The sequence below is a fragment of the Nocardia brasiliensis genome, from assembly GCF_011801125.1.
In the GTDB taxonomy this organism is placed as follows: Bacteria; Actinomycetota; Actinomycetes; order Mycobacteriales; family Mycobacteriaceae; genus Nocardia; species Nocardia brasiliensis_C.
Genome location: NZ_CP046171.1, coordinates 5,120,781 through 5,141,680, shown reverse-complemented (window position 1 = coordinate 5,141,680; position 20,900 = coordinate 5,120,781). Strand labels below are relative to the sequence as shown.

Below are 20,900 nucleotides of genomic sequence, written 5' to 3'. Positions count from 1 at the left end.
CTCAGGCTCCGGGGCGCAGGATCAATCTGCCCAGCGGCGTGCGCTCTTCGAGCAGTCGGTGCGCGTGGGCGGCCTGGTCGAGCGGGAGCACGGCGTCGACCAGCGGATCGATGCCGCCTGCCGCCGCGCGAGTGAGAATCGCGGTGCGCGACTCGGCGACTCGCGCCAGCCACTCGGGGCCCGCACAGCCGATGAGGGTGCGGCCGGTCGTGATGAGGTCGGTGGCCGTGAGCTGGGCGGGCGTGCCGGAGAGCCAGCCGTAGCCGAGCATGCGGCCGCGCTGCGGTGTGGTGAGCGCGAGGACGTCGCGGGCGGTGTCGCCGCCGATCGAGTCGAAGACGACGTCGAGCGTGGTGGCGCCGAGGATTTCGCGCAGTCGCTCGGGCCATGCGGGGTCGTTGTGGTCGACGACCTCGTCGGCGCCGAGCGCGCGGGCCCGCTCGGTCTTGGCCGGGCCGCCCGCGGTCGCGATGACGCGGGCCGCGCCGTACTCCTTGGCGAGCTGGGTCAGGTGGCTGCCGATTCCGGTCGCGGCGGCCTCGATCAGCACCGTTTCGGTGCCGGTCAGCGCGGCCGTCTCGAGCAGCGGGATGGCCACCGAACCGCTCATGAGCACCGCCGCCGCGTCCGCCGACGACAGGCCGTCCGGGATCGCGACGGCCGAAGACGCGGGCGCGCTGACGAATTCGGCGTAGGAGCCGAAGCCGGGTGTGTTCACCGCGACTCGCCTGCCGAGCAGCGCCGGGTCGGCGTCCGCCCCGACCTCGGTCACCACGCCGACGGCCTGGAAGCCGAAGACCAGCGGCGGCTCGGCGGCGAGCGGGAACGCGCCGGAGCGCAGCTTCGTCTCGGGGAACAGGACGGGGATCGCTTCGGCGCGAACGACCACCGCGCCGGGGCCCGCCGCTGGCACGGGCACCTGCTCGGCGACCAAGACCTCGGGACCGCCGGTCGCCGTCATTACGATTGCCTGCATCATGAACTCCATAAATTGACTGCCGGTCCAGTTATCTCGCGCAACGATATGGACCGGCGGTCAAGTTGTCAACGAAAGTGGGTGCGATGAGCGACGGGCGTCCGAAGGAACGGGCCGACGCGGCACGCAATCGGCGCGCGATTCTCGACGCGACCAGCGCGTTGCTCGCCGAATACGGCGCGGAGGCGATCACCATGGACCGGGTCGCCGCCGCGGCCGGAGTGGGCAAGGGCACGATCTTCCACCGCTTCGGCAACCGGGCGGGGCTGCTGCACGAGATGGTCGCCGAGAGCGCGCTCACCCTGATGGACGCCATCGCCACCGGGCCGCCGCCGCTCGGGCCCGGCGCGCCCGCCGGTGACCGGCTGCTCGCCTACTTCGACGCGATGACCCGCTTGGTCATCGCGAACTCCGAGCTCATGGCGGCCTACCGCACCGTGCCGCCGCATCCGCGCACCGGCGAGTTCCACGCGTTCTGGGACAACCACATCACCACGCTGCTGCGCGAGGCGCGGCCCGACATCGATGCCGAAACGGTCGGGCGGTTACTGCTCGCGTCGATCGGCGGCGAACTGGTGCAGGCGATGATCCGCGCCGGCGAGACCGACCGGCTGCTGGACGCGGTGCGTGAACTGGTCGAATCGGTGCTGCGCGGCCGCTGAACGGCGAAATGTCGCGCGCCTCACCGCATCGCGACGAGCATGCCCACCGACGCGTTGGTCACACCGTGCACCACGAAGAGCAGCCACGGGTTTCGATACCGCGACCACAGGTAGCCGAAGAACAACCCCTCCGCGCCGAGCCGCGCGACCACGGTGGCGAGGTCGATGCCGAAACCGTTGCCGCCCTGGATCGCCACATGCCAGCACGACCACAGCAGCGCCACCAGCACGATGGCGGGCCAGCGGCCGTATCGGACTTCCAACCTGGTCTGCAACCAGACGCGGTAGAAGATCTCTTCGAGCACCGCGTTCACCAGAAACAGGAAGACGAGCAGGGCGACCGGCGGCGGGGTGCCGGTGAATCCTGGGTGGAACAGCGTGACCAGCACCAGGAAGGTCAGCACGGCGGGCGCGGGCCGCAGCCAACGTCCCCTGGTGTCGACGCGATACCATTCGCGCCAGGAAGCGAGCCGCGCCAGCAGCGGAATCGCCAGCAGCAGTGTGGCTTTCAACCCGAGGAAGCACAGGTCGTCGCCGTCGGCTAGAAAGAAGGCGACCGCGAACAGCGCGCCGAGCGCGTACAGCCACCAGCCCTGGCGGGCGAGGACGCGCGAATCCGCGACCGGGCCGTCGGCTCGCGGCTTCGGCGGCACCAGCCAGGCCACGGCGAGCGCCGCGCCGACCGTCGCCCACCCGGTCCACAGCGGCGTCGTGTCGTCGCTGTCGGCCGAATAGCGCAGGGCGGTGTGGCCGGTCACGATCAAGGTCGCCACCGCGACGACGAATGCCGCGACCCCCGCCACCAGTAGTCCCTTGTCGATCGGCGGCGCCCGCATGGAAGGCAACCTTGCCATCCGGGGGCGGTTCGCCGCCTCCGCCGAAGGGAGGACCCGGGTGGTCGGTCCCCGGCCGCGATCTCGTCGAAGGTCGGTGCGGCCGAGCCGACGGGGATTCCCGTGTCGGCACGGGCGATGCGGTGCGCCGAGCGGCAACTGCGGTGCGGCCGCCCGAAAACCCGTTGCCGTGCCCCGCCGCTCGTGGTGTCCTGGACCGGACGCGAGGCAGAGACCGGAGGTGACCGTGGCCGCGCAACGCAAACGGCCGCGACCGGGTTCGGCCACCGACGAGATGCTCGAGCTGCATCGACGCACCATGGTGCTCGACGGGCGGGTGTATACCGTCATCAGCCTGCGTCCCGGCAGCGATTTCCGCTTCGCGACCAATCGTTTTCACGACACCTGGCATGTGCTCTCGGATTGGCGCGGCGCGCGTGTACTCGCCCGGCTGCTGTGGGGGCTGGCATTTCAGCGACGGCCGGGGACTCTGGTCGTGCTCGATCCGGCGCACCTCGACCCGAACCCGTTCGACGGCGCACCGTCGGACCCGATCGTGCTGGTGCCCTCGGACCTGACGGTGTTGACCAAGGACGCCGCGGTGGCGCTGCGGCGCCGGCTGCCGTGGCGCGAACGCTCCGAAGGCACCGTGCGCTGGCAGACGTTCAGCCTGGCCGAGGCGGTGGCCGCGGACGCGGCTCGGCGTGTCATGAGCTTGGGCGAGCGCGGCGCCGACTACTGCGCGCAGCCGACCGGGTGGTCGCGCGTCGATCGCATCGGCGGGCTGATCACGATCTTCGGCGCACCCGATCGGTTGCGAGCCATGGCAAGCAATCTCGCCACCCTCGGCACCTACGCGTACCAGGGCATGGACTACCACTACCTCGACGAGGCCGAGCGCAACGGCGAGGTCCAGATCTTCCGCCAGTACCGCAACCAGGTCACCGCCGCCCGCCGCGCCCGCGCCGACCTGCTCGGTCCCGCCCACCGCGGCCCGATCACCGAGGAAGCCGAGCGCACCCTCTGGTCCCACGCCGCCGCCTACCGCCGTAACCGGCTGCCGCGAATCCCCGAAAATCAAGCCTGACCGGCGCTTTCGGCATCACGGGCTGACCCGCCGTTGCCGGGGCCGGCTGGTTCGCCGACCCGGCGGGTCGGTGTGGACCGGCCAGGCCTGTCGACGCAGCGGTCACCGCTGCGTCGACGCTCGGCTGACCGGGCCGGTCCAGATCGATGTGGCGAGGGTCAGCGGGATGCCTGCCGTGCGCGGGATGCACAACGGATTCGGGGATCAAAGCCGGTGCGGCTGTGGTCAACTGGGGATCAGAGTGTTCTGCCGGGCGGCGGTCCACCAGCGGCCGTTCTCCTTGACCAGTACGTACAGGGCGATCATGGCGGGATCGGTGTCGATCAGTTCCCCCTCGGCGGTTGTCGCGCGGGCCACCTTGTGCGCGATGGCGACATCGGGTCGCAGGAAGGTGATGTCGGTGACGTCGTAGCGCACGTACTCGTCCTTCAGGAACCCGGCCAGCCCAGCCTGATTCGCGGCCAGTAGGTCGGCACGTCCGGTCATCAAGGTGCCCACCGCGTTGACCACGGCGGCGTTCGCGGTGAAGCCCTCGGTCATCAGATCGGCGTCGTTGGTGTTGTAGGCGGTCTGCACGCTGGCGATGAGCTGCTCGATGGCGGCCATGTCGTCGCGATGGTCCACGCTCGTATCCGCGAGCACCGGTGCATCGAAAGTCTTTGCGTTCATGGACATCAGCTTCCAACCTGAACATAACATCAGGTCAAGCGGCGCGACCGTCATTCAGCTCACAAGGGGGCCTTCGTGTTCGGATGGGGGCGGCGCGAGGGTCTCGCCATGGGACGCTGTCTCGCCTGCGCGGCGGAAAACCGATGGCCGCGGGGAAAATTGCGCGAACCTGATCGCCACTGCGGTCGACGATCCGAACCTGGCGCTGGTTTCTGAGCGATGGCACGCACCGACTGGGCCGAGCGGCTACCGCACCCCGCGCGGCCGGAACTGGATGCTGATGCGCGGGCCCGCGGAGCGCCGGGTCTTGGGGATCGAGTGCTCCCAGGTGCGCTGGCAGGAGCCGCCCATGACGAGCAGGTCGCCGTGACCCAGCTGGTAGCGGACGCTCTCGCCACCGCCGCGCGGTCGCAGCAGCAGGGCGCGGGGCGAGCCGACGGACAGGATGGCGACCATGGTGTCGTGGGTGGCGCCCCGGCCGATGTTATCGCCGTGCCAGGCGACGCTGTCCTGGCCGTCGCGGTAGTAGCAGAGCCCGGCCGTGCGGAACGGCTCGCCCAGTTCACGCCGGTAGTGCTCGGTGAGGGCGCGGCGCGCGTCGGCCAGGGCCGGATCGGGCAGCGGCTCGTGTTCCTCGTAGAACTTGAGCAGTCGCGGCACGTCGACGACGCGGTCGTACATCGGCCTGCGCTCGGCCTTCCACGGCACGTCGTCGGCGAGCCGCTCGAACAGCGCGTCGGCGCCGGACAGCCAGCCCGGCAGCACGTCCACCCAAGCGCCACGGTCCAGTGTCGTGCGGCGGGCATGCCGCAGCGACCCGAATTCGGTGTCACCGAACCCGTCGAGCAGTGATCCCTGCAACGGTGTCGACATGATTGCGACAGTACCGTCTATCGAACATATGTGCTAGCGGTTTCTCGCCGCCGTCACGGAAGGCTCAGGGGCGGTCGGGCTGGCGCGCCGCCGTGATCAGCCCTTCGTGGGGTCGGCGCCGGCCCGCTTGGATACCGCGTCGCCCGGCTCGAGCGAATTCCACAGCGACCGATTCACCCGCACCTTGATGGTGCTGCCGTCGTCGAGCCGGACGACGAGGCGGCGATAGAGATTCGACCCGTCCAGCAGTCCGCGCGACTTCTCCACCACGGTCCCGTGCCACTCCTGCTGCGTCATTCATCGGCTCCTCACGCTCGACCTGACAGCTGTGCCGCGTACGTGCGGCGGTGATCTCAGTGTCGAGCACCGCGCGGGTCCGTGGCATCGCCTCAGCGGTGTATCTCGGGGCTACCGGAGAGGTACGCGGGTGCCATCCGCAATGCGGACAGGCGTACGTCGCTCGTATCGAAAGCGACGATTGCGCCCATCCGGAACCGTCGTGGCGCCGAATATGCGGTATCACTCCCTGAATCGTGGTGCGGCCGTGGCGCCGCGCCTGGATGCTCGTCCGTGAAGGAGCCCGGGATGTCTCCCGCAGATCGCAAGTTTTCGGTTGTTCCGTTCGCCGTCGCCGCCGCGTTGACCGGAATGCTGCTGGCCGCCGCCGCGGCGGCCGAAGCCGGAACGGTCGAGCCGGACAAGATCTTTCATCCCTCGGTGCGCTTATGTGTTCATCAAGTGGGCGAGATCGCTTGGGGCACGGACTTATTCGTGCACTGCGTGAAGAGCGAGATCGATCAGCGGATCGCGGGCGGCGCGCAGAACGGACGATTCAAGCGCGGGACCGACCGTGCTCGGGTCTGTCTCGACGAGGTCGCGGCGGTAGGTGTCGCCGCGTCGAGCGAATCGTATCTGGCGGACGGGCTGGAGCGCTGTTTGCTGGACGCCACCACCGGATAGTGGGACTGGCCAGTGCCGTTGCGCCCCAGTGGAATCAGCGCGCGCTGGACGTCGCGAAGTGTTCCAGGAGCAACCGGCTCGTCGGTTCGGGCGCCTCCTCGGGAATCCAATGCGACACCCCCGCGAGGACTTCGAACCGGAACGGCCCGTCGACGTAACGCTCGCAGAGTTTGGGGCCGGTCTCGAGGACCGCGCTGTCCTCGTCACTCCAGATCTGCAGCACCGGCGCGGTGACGTGGCCGCGCAGCATCCGTGGCGAGCCGAAAAGCATGCCGCGATACCAATTCAGGCCGCCGCGGGCGATCGCGCGGTCGCGCATGCGCGCGCTGTCGCGTGCCGCGACCTCGGCGGATTGCCCGGTCCGCCGGAGCAGTTGGGGAAACAGCCCGGAGCGCAGCAGCAATTCGGGCAGCAGCGGCAGCTGGAAGACGTACATGTACCAGGACGCCAGCGCCTGCCTGCTGGTCAGCATCGCGCGCATGAACGCGCCGGGGTGTGGCACGGACAGCGCCGAGACCGAGACCAGGCGATCCCGCATGGTGATGCCCGCCGCCCACGCGGCCACCGCGCCCCAGTCGTGGCCGACGACGTGGGTCGGCCGTGCGATCTGGTCGATCATCGCCTCGACGTCGGCGGCGAGTTCGTCCATTCGATACGCCCTGCGGCGGCGCGGTGCGGCGGTCGGGCTCGCGCCGCGCTGGTCGGGGGCGAAGGTGCGGTATCCGGCCGCGTTCAGCAGTGCGGCCACCGGCGCCCAGCTGCGCGAATCCTGGGGCCAGCCGTGCAGCAGCAGTACCGGTTCGCCGTCGAGCGGCCCGGTGTCGCGCACCGGGAACGCCAGTCCGTCCCGCCGGAACGTGGTGATCCGGCTCAGTTCGCCGGTGGACTCGTCGGTTGCGATATCGGTCGCCATTGACCCTCCCGTGGTTCGCTGCTCTGCCTATGCAGCGTGGCACACGGAAGCGGTTAACGCTACTGTCAGTTACGTATATTTTCGCCGAAAGGCGACATATCGGAGTAGGCGGCCCGAGGCGCGCGTGGCACCGCTCACACCGTCGATACCTGGTGAAAGTGCCGGTGCGAGCGCTGTTAGGCTGCAAGCCGTAAGACATCCTTTAACGGACCGTCCCGTGAGGCGGGGAAGGAGGTCGGCATGGCTGTGCCCGAAGATCGGGCCGCCGAGTCCGGCGCTGCCGAGACATCGCAGCGACACACCCCGGAATGGGTGGGGGCAGGACGGGAGCTGTTGTCGGCTTCCGATGTCAGTCGGACCATCGCGCGGATCGCGCATCAGATCATCGAGAAGACCGCTCTGGACGCGGCCGCCGCGGACGCCCCGCGCGTGGTGCTGATCGGCATTCCCACCAGGGGCACCTCGCTGGCCGCGCGGCTCACGGACAAGATCGAGGAATTCTCCGGCGTGCGCCCCGCGCTCGGCTCGCTCGACATCACCCTCTATCGCGACGATCTGCGCACCCGGCCGCACCGGCCGCTGGAGCGCACCTCGGTGCCCGAGGGCGGCATCGAGGACACGCTGGTCGTGCTCGTCGACGACGTGCTGTTCTCCGGCCGCACCGTGCGCTCGGCCCTGGACGGGCTGCGCGACCTCGGCCGTCCCCGCGCCGTGCAACTCGCGGTACTCATCGACCGCGGCCACCGCGAACTGCCGATCCGCGCCGACTACGTGGGCAAGAACGTGCCCACCTCCCGCACCGAGGACATCTCGGTCCTGCTCACCGAACACGACGGGCGGGACGGGGTTTATCTGCGGCAGGAGGTTGAGTCGTGAGCGAGCGTAGCGAGGGAACCATCAGCACAGCGGCCGTATGGCTCGCGACGGAACCGAGCGTCAGCGAGGTGGAGTCGTGAGGCACCTTTTGACGGTCACGGATTTGGATCGGGCCGGCGCGACCGCCCTGCTCGACGAGGCCGAACGGTTCGAGCAGGCGTTGCTCGGTCGTGAGGTGCACAAGCTGCCGACCTTGCGCGGGCGCACGGTGATGACGGTGTTCTACGAGAACTCCACGCGCACCAGGGTGTCGTTCGAGGTGGCGGGCAAGTGGATGAGCGCCGATGTGATCAATGTCAGCGCCAGCAGTTCTTCGGTGTCCAAGGGCGAGTCCCTGCGTGACACCGCGCTCACCTTGCACGCGGCGGGCGCCGACGCGCTGATCGTGCGGCATCCGGCTTCCGGTGCGGCACACCAGATCGCGCGCTGGATGGACGCCTGGGCCGTGCAGTCGGGCCGCACCTCGGGCCCGGCGATCATCAACGCGGGTGACGGCACGCACCAGCATCCGACGCAGGCCCTGCTGGACGCGCTCACCCTGCGGCAGCGGCTCGGCGATATCGAGGGCAAACGGGTCGTCATCGTCGGCGATATCCTGCACAGCCGGGTGGCGCGCTCGAATGTCTTCCTGCTCAACACCCTTGGCGCCGAGGTGGTGCTGGTCGCGCCGCGCACGCTGCTTCCGGTGGGCGTCGATACCTGGCCCGCGCGGATCGCGCACGCGCTCGACGCCGAATTGCCCGGCGCGGACGCGGTTCTCATGCTTCGGGTGCAGGCGGAGCGGATGAACGGCGGGTTCTTCCCGTCGGCCCGCGAATACTCGATCAATTACGGATTGTCCGAGCGCAGGATGGCGCTGCTGGACGAGCACGCGGTGGTACTGCATCCGGGACCGATGTTGCGCGGCATGGAAATCGCGTCGCCGGTGGCGGATTCGCCGAAGTCCGCGATTTTGCAGCAGGTGACCAACGGAGTGCACATGCGGATGGCCGTCCTGTTCCGGCTGCTGGTCGGCACCCAGGAGGCGATCGCGTGAGGACCGATAGCGAAGGCGTCATGAGTGAATTGCTGATCAGGGGAGCGCGGGTCTACGGCGAGGGCGAGCCGGTGGATGTGCTGGTGCGCGACGGGGTGATCGCCGCGATCGACGCCGACCTGGCGGTGCGCGCCGACGTCGAGATCATCGAGGCCGCGGGCCAGATCCTGCTGCCCGGCTTCGTGGATCTGCACACGCATCTGCGCGAGCCCGGCCGCGAGGACACCGAGACGATCGAGTCCGGTTCCGCCGCGGCCGCATTGGGCGGCTACACCGCGGTGTTCGCGATGGCCAACACCAATCCGGTCGCCGACTCGGTGGTGGTCACCGATCACGTGTGGCGGCGCGGGCAGGAGGTCGGCCTGGTCGACGTGTACCCGGTGGGTGCGGTCACGGTCGGACTCGAAGGCAAGCAACTCGCCGAAATGGGCACCATGGCCGCGGGTGTCGGCGCGGTGCGGATGTTCTCCGACGACGGGCACTGCGTCTACGACCCGCTGCTGATGCGGCGCGCGCTGGAGTACGCGAACACGCTCGGCGTGCTGATCGCCCAGCATGCCGAGGAGCCCCGGCTCACCGTCGGCGCGATCGCGCACGAGGGCCCGACCGCGGCGCGGCTCGGCCTGGCCGGCTGGCCGCGGGCCGCCGAGGAGTCGATCGTGGCCCGCGACGCGCTGCTGGCCCGTGACGCCGGTGCGCGCGTGCACATCTGCCACGCCTCCACCGCGGGCACCGTCGAGCTGGTGAAATGGGCCAAGGCGCAAGGTATCTCGATCACCGCCGAGGTCACCCCGCATCATCTGCTGCTGGACGACTCGCGGCTGGAGACCTACGACGCGGTCAACAAGGTCAATCCGCCGCTGCGCGAGGCCTCAGACGCCGCCGCGCTGCGCCAGGCGCTGGCCGACGGCGTGCTCGACTGTGTCGCCACCGATCACGCGCCGCACGCCGAACAGGACAAGTGCTGCGAGTTCGCTGCCGCCCGGCCGGGCATGCTCGGCCTGGAGACCGCGCTGTCGATCATCGTGCAGACCATGGTCGAGCCCGGCCTGCTGGACTGGCGGGGCGTGGCGCGGGTGATGAGCGAGCGGCCCGCCGCGATCGTCGGGCTCGACGAGCACGGCAGGCCGATCGAGGTCGGCGAGCCGGCGAACCTGACGCTGGTCGACCCGGACGCCACCTGGACGGTGCGCGCGAAGGAGCTCGCCAGCATCTCGAACAACACCCCGTTCGAGGACATGACGTTTCCGGCTCGAGTGACAACGACGTTGCTCAGGGGACGGGTAACCGCCCGCGAGGGCAAGGCGACACCGCTGGGCGCCGCGGCGCGAGCGGCGGGCCCGGAGGCGGTAGCGCAGGATCAGCGCGGTCGGCCGAAGGCCGGCCGTTGAGGGCGGCGGTGGGTGACGGGCGGGCCCACGCAGGGCACCGTGAGTGCCGCAAATCAGGCACAGGAGGTCCGTAAGTGGAAAGAACGCTGTGGGTGATCGGCCTGCTCGCGCTGTTCGCTTTGTGCGTCTGGTTGATGTATCGAGGCTGGCAGAACCGGGCGACGCGCCAGCAGGACCGGATCGGTGAACTGCCCACCGTGCCCGCCGATCTCGGCGCACAGGTGCTCGAGCCGACCACCGGCGTCTATCTCGGCAGCACCATCGCGCCGAGCTGGCAGGACCGGATCACGGTGGGGGACCTGGGTTTTCGCGCCACCGCGGAGCTGACCCGGTTCGAACGGGGGATTCTGCTCGAACGTGACGGCGCGACCGTGATCTGGATTCCGCAGGAGTCGATCACGGCGGTGCGCACCGAGCGCGGGCACGCGGGGAAAGTAATGACAAAGGATGGTGTGCTGGTCGTTCGCTGGCAGCTGCCCACCGGAACCGAGATCGATACCGGTTTCCGGGGTGACGACAAGTCGGTGTACCCGGCTTGGACGCGGGGCCTGCCTGCCGACCGGACCAGCACGACGACGGGAGACGACGAATGACGGCGCAAGACGCTGCGCTGGTGCTCGAGGACGGCCGGGTATTCCGCGGCTCGGCCTACGGCGCCGTGGGTGAGACGCTCGGTGAAGCGGTGTTCTGCACCGCGATGACCGGCTATCAGGAGACCCTCACCGACCCCAGCTACCACCGCCAGATCGTGGTCGCCGCGGCACCGCAGATCGGCAACACCGGCTGGAACGACGAGGACGACGAGTCCGGCAAGATCTGGGTCGCCGGTTACGTGGTGCGCGATCCCGCGCGGCGCGCGTCCAACTGGCGCGCCACCACCACGCTGCCCGAGGCGATGCGGCGCCAGGACGTCGTCGGCATCGCGGGCGTCGACACCCGCGCGCTGGTGCGGCACCTGCGCACCCGCGGTTCGATGAAGGCGGGCATCTTCTCCGGACCGGCCCTGGCCGGCGCAGACGAGCTGCTGGCCCGGGTGACCGGGCAGCCGTCGATGCTCGGCGCCGATCTGGCCGAGGAGGTGAGCACGGACGCGGTGTACACCATCGAGCCGACCGGCGAACGCCGCTTCACCGTGGTCGCGGTCGATCTCGGCATCAAGACCAACACCCCGCGCATGTTCGCCGAGCGCGGCATGCGGGTGCACGTGGTGCCGTCGAACGCGCCGCTCGAGCAGATCCTCGACCTGAACCCGGACGGGGTGTTCCTGTCCAACGGCCCCGGCGACCCGGCCACCCAGGACGGCGCGGTCGCGCTGACCAAGGGCGTGCTCGAGCGCGGGCTGCCACTGTTCGGCATCTGCTTCGGCAATCAGATCCTGGGTCGCGCGCTCGGCCGCAAGACCTACAAGATGAAGTTCGGCCACCGCGGCATCAACATCCCGGTCGTCGAGCACGAGACCGGTCGCATTTCGATCACCGCGCAGAATCACGGGTTCGCGCTGGAGGGCGAGCAGGGCGAGCGGTTCGACACCCCGTTCGGCAAGGCCGAGGTGAGTCACGTCTGCGCCAACGACGGCACCGTCGAGGGCGTGCGGCTGGTCGACGGCCGCGCGTTCTCCGTGCAGTACCACCCGGAGGCCGCCGCGGGCCCGCACGACGCCGCGTACCTCTTCGACCGGTTCGCCGGTCTCATGGCAGGCGGCCCGGCCGCGCAGCGGAAGGGAATCTGATGCCACGTCGTACCGACCTCGAACACATCCTGGTCATCGGCTCCGGCCCGATCGTGATCGGTCAGGCCTGCGAGTTCGACTACTCGGGCACCCAGGCCTGCCGGGTGCTGCGCGCTGAGGGCCTGCGCGTGTCGCTGGTGAACTCCAACCCGGCGACCATCATGACCGACCCCGAGTTCGCCGACTCCACCTACGTGGAGCCGATCACCGCGGAGTACGTCGAGAAGGTCATCGCCAAGGAGCGCCCGGACGCCATCCTGGCCACCCTCGGCGGACAGACCGCGCTGAACACCGCGGTCGCGCTGCACGAGAACGGGGTGCTGGAGAAGTACAACGTCGAGCTGATCGGTGCCGACTTCGAAGCCATCCAGCGCGGTGAGGACCGGCAGAAGTTCAAGGACATCGTCGCCAAGGTCGGCGGCGAGAGTGCCCGCTCCCGTGTGTGTTTCACGATGGACGAGGTGCGCGAGACGGTCGCCGAGCTCGGCTTCCCCGTGGTGGTGCGGCCCTCGTTCACCATGGGCGGCCTCGGGTCCGGCATGGCCTACGACCACGACGACCTCGACCGGATCGCCGGCGGCGGTCTGGCCGCCTCGCCGACCGCGAACGTGCTCATCGAGGAATCCATCCTGGGCTGGAAGGAATACGAGCTCGAGCTGATGCGCGACGGCCGCGACAACGTCGTGGTGGTCTGCTCGATTGAGAACGTGGACCCGATGGGCGTGCACACCGGTGACTCGATGACCGTCGCCCCGGCCATGACGCTCACCGACCGCGAGTATCAGAAGCTGCGCGACCTCGGCATCGCGATCCTGCGCGAGGTCGGCGTCGACACCGGCGGTTGCAACATCCAGTTCGCGGTGAATCCCGCCGACGGCCGCCTGATCGTCATCGAGATGAACCCGCGCGTCTCGCGCTCGTCGGCGCTGGCCTCCAAGGCGACGGGCTTCCCGATCGCCAAGATCGCCGCCAAGCTGGCGATCGGCTACACCCTCGACGAGATCGTCAACGACATCACCAAGGAAACGCCGGCCTGCTTCGAGCCGACGCTGGACTACGTGGTCGTCAAGGCGCCGCGCTTCGCGTTCGAGAAGTTCCCCGGCGCCGACCCGACGCTGACCACCACGATGAAGTCGGTCGGCGAGGCGATGTCGCTCGGCCGCAACTTCACCGAGGCGCTCGGCAAGGTGCTGCGTTCGCTGGAGACCAAGGCCGCGGGCTTCTGGACCCAGGCCGACGGCAAGTGGAACGACGTGGAAGCGATCCTGGCAGACCTGCGCACCCCGACCGAGGGCCGCATCTACCAGGTGGAGCGCGCGCTGCGGTTGGGCGCGAGCATCGAAACCGTCGCCGCCGCATCGGGTATCGACCCCTGGTTCGTCGCCGAGGTGGCGGGCCTGGTCGAGCTGCGCGCCGAGATCATCGACGCGCCCGTGCTGGACGAGCCGTTGCTGCGCCGGGCCAAGCACTACGGCCTGTCCGACGGTCAGCTGGCCGCGCTGCGCCCGGAACTGGCCGGAGAGACCGGGGTGCGCGCGCTGCGGCACCGGCTCGGTGTGCGTCCGGTGTTCAAGACGGTCGACACCTGTGCCGCCGAGTTCGAGGCCAAGACCCCGTACCACTACTCGGCCTACGAGCTGGATCCGGCCGCCGAGTCCGAGGTCGCGCCGCAGCGTGAGCGGGACAAGGTGATCATCCTCGGTTCCGGTCCGAACCGGATCGGCCAGGGCATCGAGTTCGACTACTCGTGTGTGCATGCGGCGCAGACCCTTTCGCAGGCCGGGTACGAGACGGTGATGGTCAACTGCAATCCGGAGACCGTCTCCACCGACTACGACACCGCCGATCGGCTCTACTTCGAGCCGCTCACCTTCGAGGACGTGCTCGAGGTCTACCACGCCGAAAGCGAGTCGGGGCGGGTCGTCGGCGTGATCGTGCAGCTGGGCGGGCAGACCCCGCTCGGCCTCGCGCAGCGGCTCACCGAGGCGGGCGTGCCGGTGGTCGGCACCAGCGCCGCCGCCATCGACCTGGCCGAGGACCGTGGCGAATTCGGCGACGTGCTCGTCGCGGCCGGACTGCCCGCGCCGAAGTACGGCACCGCGACCACCTTCGCGCAGGCCAAGAAGATCGCCGCGAGCATCGGCTACCCGGTGCTGGTCCGGCCGTCCTACGTGCTCGGCGGCCGCGGCATGGAGATCGTCTACGACGAGCAGTCCCTGGAGGGCTACATCTCCCGGGCCACCGAGCTCAGCCCCGAACACCCGGTGCTGGTGGACCGTTTCCTCGAGGACGCGATCGAGATCGACGTCGACGCGCTGTGCGACGGCGAGGAGGTCTACCTCGGCGGCGTGATGGAGCACATCGAGGAGGCGGGCATCCACTCCGGCGACTCCGCCTGCGCGCTGCCGCCGATCACCCTGGGCCGCAGCGATATCGAGGCGGTGCGCCGCTCGACCGTCGCGCTGGCCAAGGGCATCGGGGTCAAGGGCCTGCTCAACGTGCAGTACGCGCTCAAGGACGACGTGCTCTACGTGCTCGAGGCGAATCCGCGTGCCAGCCGGACGGTTCCGTTCGTATCCAAGGCCACCGCGGTACCGCTGGCCAAGGCGGCCGCGCGGATCATGCTCGGCGCCACCATCGCCCAGCTGCGCAAGGAGGGCATGCTGCCGGGTGAGGGCGACGGCGGGCACGTCCCGCTGGACGCGCCGGTGGCCGTGAAGGAGGCTGTGCTGCCGTTCCATCGGTTCCGCAAGGCCGATGGCACCGGCGTGGATTCGCTGCTGTCGCCGGAGATGAAGTCCACCGGCGAGGTGATGGGCATCGACGCCGACTTCGGCACCGCCTTCGCCAAGAGCCAGACCGCGGCCTACGGCTCGCTGCCCACCGAGGGCACGGTGTTCGTCTCGATCGCCAACCGGGACAAGCGCGCCATGGTCTTCCCGGTGAAGCGCCTGCACGACCTGGGATTCCGCATCCTGGCCACCGAGGGGACCGCGGAGATGCTGCGTCGCAACGGCATTCCGTGCGAGCGGGTGCGCAAGCACTCCGAACCCGATGCGGCGACCGGCGAGTCGGGCGTGCCGCAGCCCACGATCGTGGAGCAGATCAGGGACGGCGAGGTCGACATGGTGTTCAACACCCCGTACGGCAACTCCGGTCCGCGCGTGGACGGCTACGAGATCCGCAGTGCGGCGGTGGGTGTGAACATTCCGTGCATCACGACCGTGCAGGGTGCCGCTGCCGCCGTGCAGGGCATCGAGGCCAGCATCAACGGCGGGATCGGGGTGCGGTCGCTGCAGGAACTGCATTCGGTGCTGCGTGGCTGATCACGTCGGAACAACAGGGTAGGAGGCAGCTGGGATGAAGACCTTCGGCGAGCGATTACAGCACGCCATGGCGCATTTCGGGCCGGTGTGCGTCGGCATCGACCCGCACCCGGGACTGCTGAAGTCCTGGGGGTTGACCGTCGACGCGGAGGGCGTCGAGCGTTTCGCCGAGATCTGCGTCGAGGCGTTCGACGGCCGGGTCGCGATGGTCAAGCCGCAGGTGGCGTTCTTCGAGCCGTACGGCGCGGCCGGAATCGCGGTGCTGGAGCGCACCATCGAGGTGTTGCGCGCCTCGGGCACCCTGGTGCTCGCCGACGCCAAGCGCGGCGACATCGGCTCGACCATGGACGCCTACGCACGGGCCTGGCTGGGTGACGGACCGCTGGGTTCGGACGCGGTGACGGTGTCGCCGTACCTCGGATTCGGTTCGCTGGCACCGGCTCTGGCGACGGCCGCGGCCGGGCACCGCGGTGTCTTCGTGCTGGCTGCCACCTCGAATCCCGAAGGGGCACAGGTGCAACGGGTCGACACGGGGGAGGGCCGCACGGTCGCGCAGCTGATGGTCGACGAGGCCGCCGCGCGTAACGCCGACGCGGGCTTCGGCTCGGTCGGCGTGGTGATCGGCGCGACGCTCACCGATGCACCGGACCTGTCGGCGCTCAACGGGCCGATCCTGATGCCGGGCGTCGGAGCCCAGGGCGGTGGCCCGGAAACCATCCGTGACCTGGTGCCGGAGTCGATGCTGCAGGCCGCGGTGCCCGCCGTGTCCCGCGAGGTGCTGCGCGCCGGCCCGGACGTGCCCGCGCTGCGGGCCGAGCTGGCCGGATTCCAGGAAGCGTTCGCCTTTCTGCAGAAATAAATGAAACGAACTCCGAGACCGGCGCACCCGCGCCGGTCTCGGCGCGTTTCGGGGGAAGCCCGGCCCCGCGCGCGGTGCTCGGGTGCGGGCATGTGCACGCGTGCATGTGGCCCGTAGCGGGTCCTGTACGGCCCGCTCGACGGAGTTTCCCCGGATTCGGGCTATCCGGGCCGATCAGGCCCGTGATCGCGCAGAATGGCACCAGCACGGGCCGCGTCGCTTGGTCGGTCGCACGGCCGTGGTGGCACCCAACCGGTCATTTGGCTCGACTGTGGCGCGCGACACGCTGAAAGGCACCACGACACGCGGGAATTTCCGAGAAAGTTCCTGGTCGGACTCGCCCCGGTTTGCCAGCGCCGCGTTTCCGGCCACCGCTATCTGCTGGCTAACGTGTGTCGGATGTGAAAACTCCCTGCTGAAGGGCCATTTCGCGATTTCGGCGGTACGATCTGCGCAGCGGCAGAGGGCCCTTGCGATTCGCATCGCGCTCGCGTCTACGGCATCCGGAATCATGCGCTGACCTGGGGGGTGGGTTCGCAATCTGCGGATGCCGTGGGTACGGTCGCTGAGACTGCCGGGTTACCGGCAGGAGTTGATGCAATGAACGATGAGACGGAGGAACCGTGGCCCTTCCCCAGCTGACTGACGAGCAGCGCGCCGCTGCTTTGGAGAAGGCGGCTGCCGCTCGCCGCGCTCGGGCGGAGCTCAAGGAGCGCCTGAAGCGAGGCGGCACCAACCTGAAGCAGGTCCTCACCGATGCCGAGTCCGATGAGATTCTCGGCAAGATGAAGGTGTCGGCGCTGCTCGAGGCCCTGCCGAAGGTGGGCAAGGTCAAGGCGGCGGAAATCATGAGTGAACTGGAGATCGCCCCCACCCGGCGGCTGCGCGGACTGGGCGATCGGCAGCGTAAGGCGCTGCTGGCCCGGTTCGACTTCGACGCCTGATAACGAGGGTGGTCGAACACACGCGGAAGGGTCGGCTGGTTGTACTGGTCGGCCCCTCGGCCGTTGGCAAGTCCACCGTGGTCCGCTGCGTCCGCGAGCGACTGCCGCACCTGATCTTCAGTGTGTCGGCAACGACCCGGGCCCCCCGGCCCGGTGAAGTCGACGGTCTCGACTATCGGTTCGTGTCCCGGGAAGAGTTCGACGCCATGATCGAGGCGGGCGAGCTGCTCGAGTGGGCGGATATACACGGTGGCTTGCAGCGTTCGGGCACCCCGGCAGCGCCGGTGCTGGCCGCACTCGCGGACGGCCTACCGGTGCTGGTCGAAGTAGACCTCGAGGGCGCGCGCTCGGTACGCAAGGCGATACCGGAGGCGACGCTGGCGTTTCTCGCCCCGCCGAGCTGGGACGAGCTGGTCTCCCGGCTCACCTCGCGGGGCACCGAATCGCCCGAGGTGATCGCACGCAGGTTGGAAACCGCCAGGACCGAACTGGCGGCCTGTGACGAGTTCGACATCGTCATAGTGAACGACGAGGTGACCAGCGCCTGTGAGCAGTTGGTATCGTTGTTCGTTAGCACAAATTCGAGTTCGTGACCCCCGACCGGCTTCGGCCGGTCCGGCACGCTCGGGTTCACCAGCCCGGCCGGGTTCCGCCCGGCCACCACCTCCAACGCGCAGGAGCCCTCCTAGTGAGCAGTACGGACCTCAAGACCGTTCCCGCATACGACACCCCGATCGGCCTGACCAACCCGCCGATCGATGAGCTGCTGGAGCGCACTTCGTCCAAGTACGCCCTGGTCATCTACGCGGCCAAGCGGGCCCGGCAGATCAACGACTACTACAACCAGCTCGGCGACGGCATCCTCGAGTACGTCGGCCCGCTGGTCGAGCCCGGCCTCCAGGAGAAGCCGCTCTCGGTTGCCATGCGTGAGATCCACTCCGACCTGCTCGAGCACTCCGAAGGCGAGTAGGGCCGAGTGTGCGCGTCGTCCGATGGACGTCGCGGTATCGAGTTCCCCGCGGCGCGGGGATGAGCCACAGCAGCCGGAGGCACAGTGAGCACCACCCGTATCGTCGTCGGCGTAGGCGGCGGCATCGCCGCCTACAAAGCCTGCTCGCTGGTCCGGCGGTTCACCGAGACCGGGCACCGGGTCCGGGTGATCCCCACCGAGTCGGCGTTGCAGTTCGTCGGTAAGGCCACCTTCGAGGCGTTGTCCGGGAGCCCGGTGCACACCGATGTGTTCACCGATGTGCCCGAGGTGCCGCATGTCCGGCTGGGCCAGGAGGCGGACCTCGTGGTCATCGCCCCGGCGACCGCCGACCTGATGGCGCGCGCGGCCCAGGGCCGCGCCGACGACCTGCTCACCGCGACCCTGCTGACGGCCCGATGTCCGATCGTGTTCGCGCCCGCGATGCACACCGAGATGTGGGAGCATCCGGCGACCGTCGCCAATGTCGCGACGCTGCGCGCCCACGGTGCGATCGTCATGGAGCCCGCGTCGGGTCGTCTCACCGGCACCGACACCGGACCGGGGCGCCTGCCCGAGCCCGAGGAGATCTTCGGACTGGCGACCCTGCTGCTCGAGCGCGCCGACGCCATCCCGCGTGATCTCGAGGGCCGCCGCGTGGTGATCACCGCGGGCGGTACCAGAGAGCCGCTGGATCCGGTGCGCTTCCTGGGCAACCGCAGTTCGGGCAAGCAGGGTTACGCCCTGGCCCGAGTGGCGGCCCAGCGCGGCGCGCACGTGACGCTGATCGCGGGCAATACGATCGAGATGGCCGCGCCCGCGGCCGTCGACCTGGTGCACATCACCACCGCCGAGCAGTTGAAGACCGCGGTGGACAAGCACGCGATCGGCGCCGACGCGGTGATCATGGCGGCGGCGGTGGCCGATTTCCGGCCCACCGACGTGGCCGCGGCCAAGATCAAGAAGGGCGCGGGCGAACCCGACGTCATCGCGTTGACCAAGACCACCGACATCCTCGCGGGCCTGGTGCAGGCGCGCCGGGACGGGCAGCTGCCCGGTACCGCGATCGTCGGCTTCGCCGCCGAGACCGGTGACGAGAACGGCGACGTGCTCACCTACGCGCGGGCCAAGCTGGCGCGCAAGGGGTGCGATCTGCTTGTGGTCAACGCGGTCGGCGAGGGCAAGGCCTTCGAGGTCGACACCAATAACGGCTGGCTGCTCGGCGCCGACGGTACCGAACAGTCGCTCGACCACGGGTCGAAGGCGCTGCTCGCCAGCCGGGTGCTCGACGCGCTCGGTCCGCTGTTGCGCTGAAACTCATTGTGCGCCTGGGATAATGCCCCAGGAACTATCATCAACCGAGTGACGTCAGGGTGAACGATCGATCCCGCTGACGGAGAGCCAGCTCTCTTCGGGCCCAGCGCGTCAGTGGTTTGCCATAGTCTGGAACGAAAGGTTTGTGCGGCGACGCAGCGCGTTACTGTCGCAAATCGTACGAATGACCCGTGAGGGAGAGGGAAGAACTGTGCGCACGTCCGGCAGCCGGCTATTCACCAGTGAGTCCGTGACCGAAGGTCACCCGGACAAGATCTGTGACGCTATCAGCGATTCCATCCTCGACGCGTTGATCGCGGCCGACCCGCGTAGCCGGGTCGCGGTGGAAACCCTCGTGACGACGGGCCAGGTCCACGTCGCGGGTGAGGTCACCACCTCCGCGTACGCCGATATTCCCCGCATTGTCCGGGAAAAGGTGCTCGAAATCGGATACGACTCCTCGGCAAAGGGATTCGACGGTAATTCCTGCGGTGTGAATATCGCGATCGGCGCGCAGTCCCCGGATATCGCGCAGGGCGTGGACACTTCGCACGAGGCGCGCGTCGGTGGCTCCGACGACGAAATCGAGAAGCAGGGCGCGGGCGATCAGGGCCTGATGTTCGGCTTCGCGACCAGCGACACCCCCGAACTCATGCCGCTGCCCATCGCCCTCGCACATCGCCTGTCCCGCAAGCTGACCGAGGTGCGCAAGTCCGGCGTGCTGCCGTACCTGCGGCCCGACGGCAAGACCCAGGTCACCATCGAATACGAGGGTGACCGCCCGGTCCGGCTGGACACCGTGGTCATCTCCACCCAGCACGCCGCCGACATCGACCTGGACAATCTGCTCGCGCCCGACATTCGGGAAAAGGTCGTCGACGCGGTGCTGGCCGATCTCGAGCTGCCCAGCCTCGACACCTCCGATATCCGTCTGCTGGTCAACCCGACCGGCAAGTTCGTGCTCGGCGGTCCGATGGGCGACGCGGGCCTGACCGGTCGCAAGATCATCGTCGACACCTACGGCGGCATGGCCCGCCACGGCGGCGGCGCGTTCTCCGGCAAGGACCCGTCGAAGGTGGACCGCTCCGCCGCGTACGCCATGCGCTGGGTCGCGAAGAACGTCGTCGCGGCCGGGCTGTCCGAGCGGGTCGAGGTCCAGGTGGCCTACGCCATCGGCAAGTCCGCACCGGTCGGTTTGTTCGTGGAGACGTTCGGCACCGAGAAGGTCGACCCGGAGCGCATCGCCACGGCGATCAAGGAGGTCTTCGACCTACGCCCCGGCGCGATCATCCGCGACCTGGATCTGCTGCGTCCGATCTACGCGCCGACCGCCGCCTACGGCCACTTCGGTCGTACCGACGTCGATCTGCCCTGGGAACACACCGACCGCGCCGAGAAGTTGCGCGCCGCCGTCGGGCTGTAGCTGGTGATGTCGATCCGGGCGAGTTCGGCCTGCCGCGGGCGGCTGAGTGCTGCGCGGATCGA

At 69.1% G+C, this 20,900-nt stretch carries 21 protein-coding genes; 15 read left to right on the top strand and 6 right to left on the bottom strand.

The genetic code is table 11. From position 1 onward, the window contains the following. Nucleotide 1 precedes the first annotated feature (1 nt). Nucleotides 2-976 (bottom strand): quinone oxidoreductase family protein, encoded by a 975-nt coding sequence (locus F5X71_RS23195; RefSeq protein ID WP_238815414.1) that lies wholly within the window; start codon nucleotides 974-976, stop codon nucleotides 2-4. Between the two features lie 86 nt (nucleotides 977-1,062). Between F5X71_RS23195 and F5X71_RS23190 the strand changes: the two genes are divergently transcribed. Next, a complete protein-coding gene (locus F5X71_RS23190) occupies nucleotides 1,063-1,638 on the top strand; it encodes a TetR/AcrR family transcriptional regulator (RefSeq protein WP_167463939.1) in 576 nt (191 codons plus the stop codon). A gap of 20 nt (nucleotides 1,639-1,658) precedes the next feature. Here the strand turns inward: F5X71_RS23190 and F5X71_RS23185 are convergent, their stop codons facing one another. Then, the gene (locus F5X71_RS23185; RefSeq protein WP_167463938.1) at nucleotides 1,659-2,474 is read right to left on the bottom strand and encodes a CPBP family intramembrane glutamic endopeptidase; all 816 of its coding nucleotides are present in this window, start codon (nucleotides 2,472-2,474) and stop codon (nucleotides 1,659-1,661) included. 238 nt (nucleotides 2,475-2,712) lie between these two features. Between F5X71_RS23185 and F5X71_RS23180 the strand changes: the two genes are divergently transcribed. Then, entirely contained in the window at nucleotides 2,713-3,558 is an 846-nt protein-coding gene (locus F5X71_RS23180; protein ID WP_167463937.1) for a hypothetical protein, read from the top strand. 225 nt (nucleotides 3,559-3,783) lie between these two features. Here the strand turns inward: F5X71_RS23180 and F5X71_RS23175 are convergent, their stop codons facing one another. The 3 genes from F5X71_RS23175 to F5X71_RS23165 all read right to left on the bottom strand — a co-directional run bounded on the left by F5X71_RS23175 (nucleotide 3,784) and on the right by F5X71_RS23165 (nucleotide 5,397). Next, nucleotides 3,784-4,227: an SgcJ/EcaC family oxidoreductase gene (locus F5X71_RS23175; RefSeq protein WP_167466665.1), complete on the bottom strand. Its 444-nt coding sequence runs from the start codon at nucleotides 4,225-4,227 to the stop codon at nucleotides 3,784-3,786. 246 nt (nucleotides 4,228-4,473) lie between these two features. Beyond that, the gene (locus F5X71_RS23170) at nucleotides 4,474-5,100 is read right to left on the bottom strand and encodes an alpha-ketoglutarate-dependent dioxygenase AlkB (RefSeq protein WP_167463936.1); all 627 of its coding nucleotides are present in this window, start codon (nucleotides 5,098-5,100) and stop codon (nucleotides 4,474-4,476) included. 96 nt (nucleotides 5,101-5,196) lie between these two features. Next, nucleotides 5,197-5,397 carry a DUF7489 domain-containing protein gene (locus F5X71_RS23165; protein ID WP_167463935.1) on the bottom strand — a complete coding sequence of 67 codons (201 nt, stop codon included), beginning with the start codon at nucleotides 5,395-5,397 and terminating at the stop codon, nucleotides 5,197-5,199. A gap of 288 nt (nucleotides 5,398-5,685) precedes the next feature. On the opposite strand from F5X71_RS23165, the gene F5X71_RS23160 reads away from it, so the two are divergent. Continuing rightward, nucleotides 5,686-6,060 (top strand): hypothetical protein, encoded by a 375-nt coding sequence (locus F5X71_RS23160; protein WP_167463934.1) that lies wholly within the window; start codon nucleotides 5,686-5,688, stop codon nucleotides 6,058-6,060. Between the two features lie 34 nt (nucleotides 6,061-6,094). On the opposite strand, the gene F5X71_RS23155 is transcribed toward F5X71_RS23160, so the two are convergent. After that, nucleotides 6,095-6,973 carry an alpha/beta fold hydrolase gene (locus F5X71_RS23155; RefSeq protein WP_167463933.1) on the bottom strand — a complete coding sequence of 293 codons (879 nt, stop codon included), beginning with the start codon at nucleotides 6,971-6,973 and terminating at the stop codon, nucleotides 6,095-6,097. Nucleotides 6,974-7,213: 240 nt separating this feature from the next. On the opposite strand from F5X71_RS23155, the gene pyrR reads away from it, so the two are divergent. The 12 genes from pyrR to metK all read left to right on the top strand — a co-directional run bounded on the left by pyrR (nucleotide 7,214) and on the right by metK (nucleotide 20,838). Beyond that, nucleotides 7,214-7,849: a bifunctional pyr operon transcriptional regulator/uracil phosphoribosyltransferase PyrR gene (pyrR, locus tag F5X71_RS23150; RefSeq protein ID WP_238815413.1), complete on the top strand. Its 636-nt coding sequence runs from the start codon at nucleotides 7,214-7,216 to the stop codon at nucleotides 7,847-7,849. 76 nt (nucleotides 7,850-7,925) lie between these two features. Continuing rightward, the gene (locus F5X71_RS23145; protein ID WP_167463932.1) at nucleotides 7,926-8,885 is read left to right on the top strand and encodes an aspartate carbamoyltransferase catalytic subunit; all 960 of its coding nucleotides are present in this window, start codon (nucleotides 7,926-7,928) and stop codon (nucleotides 8,883-8,885) included. 20 nt (nucleotides 8,886-8,905) lie between these two features. Further along, the gene (locus tag F5X71_RS23140) at nucleotides 8,906-10,276 is read left to right on the top strand and encodes a dihydroorotase (RefSeq protein WP_238815412.1); all 1,371 of its coding nucleotides are present in this window, start codon (nucleotides 8,906-8,908) and stop codon (nucleotides 10,274-10,276) included. A gap of 74 nt (nucleotides 10,277-10,350) precedes the next feature. Beyond that, on the top strand, nucleotides 10,351-10,869 hold the full coding sequence (locus F5X71_RS23135; protein ID WP_167463931.1) for a transporter: 519 nt from the start codon (nucleotides 10,351-10,353) through the stop codon (nucleotides 10,867-10,869). Next, on the top strand, nucleotides 10,866-12,005 hold the full coding sequence (gene carA, locus F5X71_RS23130) for a glutamine-hydrolyzing carbamoyl-phosphate synthase small subunit (protein ID WP_167463930.1): 1,140 nt from the start codon (nucleotides 10,866-10,868) through the stop codon (nucleotides 12,003-12,005). The genes F5X71_RS23135 and carA overlap by 4 nt, the downstream gene beginning before the upstream one ends. Next, entirely contained in the window at nucleotides 12,005-15,331 is a 3,327-nt protein-coding gene (gene carB, locus F5X71_RS23125) for a carbamoyl-phosphate synthase large subunit (RefSeq protein WP_167463929.1), read from the top strand. The genes carA and carB overlap by 1 nt, the downstream gene beginning before the upstream one ends. A gap of 34 nt (nucleotides 15,332-15,365) precedes the next feature. Next, nucleotides 15,366-16,190, top strand: a complete 825-nt coding sequence (gene pyrF / locus F5X71_RS23120; RefSeq protein WP_167463928.1) for an orotidine-5'-phosphate decarboxylase — start codon at nucleotides 15,366-15,368, stop codon at nucleotides 16,188-16,190. A 623-nt stretch (nucleotides 16,191-16,813) separates the two neighbouring features. Beyond that, complete coding sequence (gene mihF, locus F5X71_RS23115; RefSeq protein WP_014986450.1) at nucleotides 16,814-17,134, top strand: integration host factor, actinobacterial type; 321 nt, start codon at nucleotides 16,814-16,816, stop codon at nucleotides 17,132-17,134. 8 nt (nucleotides 17,135-17,142) lie between these two features. Then, nucleotides 17,143-17,727 (top strand): guanylate kinase, encoded by a 585-nt coding sequence (gene gmk / locus F5X71_RS23110; RefSeq protein WP_167463927.1) that lies wholly within the window; start codon nucleotides 17,143-17,145, stop codon nucleotides 17,725-17,727. A gap of 95 nt (nucleotides 17,728-17,822) precedes the next feature. Beyond that, nucleotides 17,823-18,104 (top strand): DNA-directed RNA polymerase subunit omega, encoded by a 282-nt coding sequence (rpoZ, locus tag F5X71_RS23105; protein WP_014986448.1) that lies wholly within the window; start codon nucleotides 17,823-17,825, stop codon nucleotides 18,102-18,104. An 84-nt stretch (nucleotides 18,105-18,188) separates the two neighbouring features. Then, a complete protein-coding gene (gene coaBC, locus F5X71_RS23100; RefSeq protein WP_167463926.1) occupies nucleotides 18,189-19,415 on the top strand; it encodes a bifunctional phosphopantothenoylcysteine decarboxylase/phosphopantothenate--cysteine ligase CoaBC in 1,227 nt (408 codons plus the stop codon). A 211-nt stretch (nucleotides 19,416-19,626) separates the two neighbouring features. Then, nucleotides 19,627-20,838 (top strand): methionine adenosyltransferase, encoded by a 1,212-nt coding sequence (metK, locus tag F5X71_RS23095; RefSeq protein ID WP_167463925.1) that lies wholly within the window; start codon nucleotides 19,627-19,629, stop codon nucleotides 20,836-20,838. Nucleotides 20,839-20,900 lie beyond the last annotated feature (62 nt).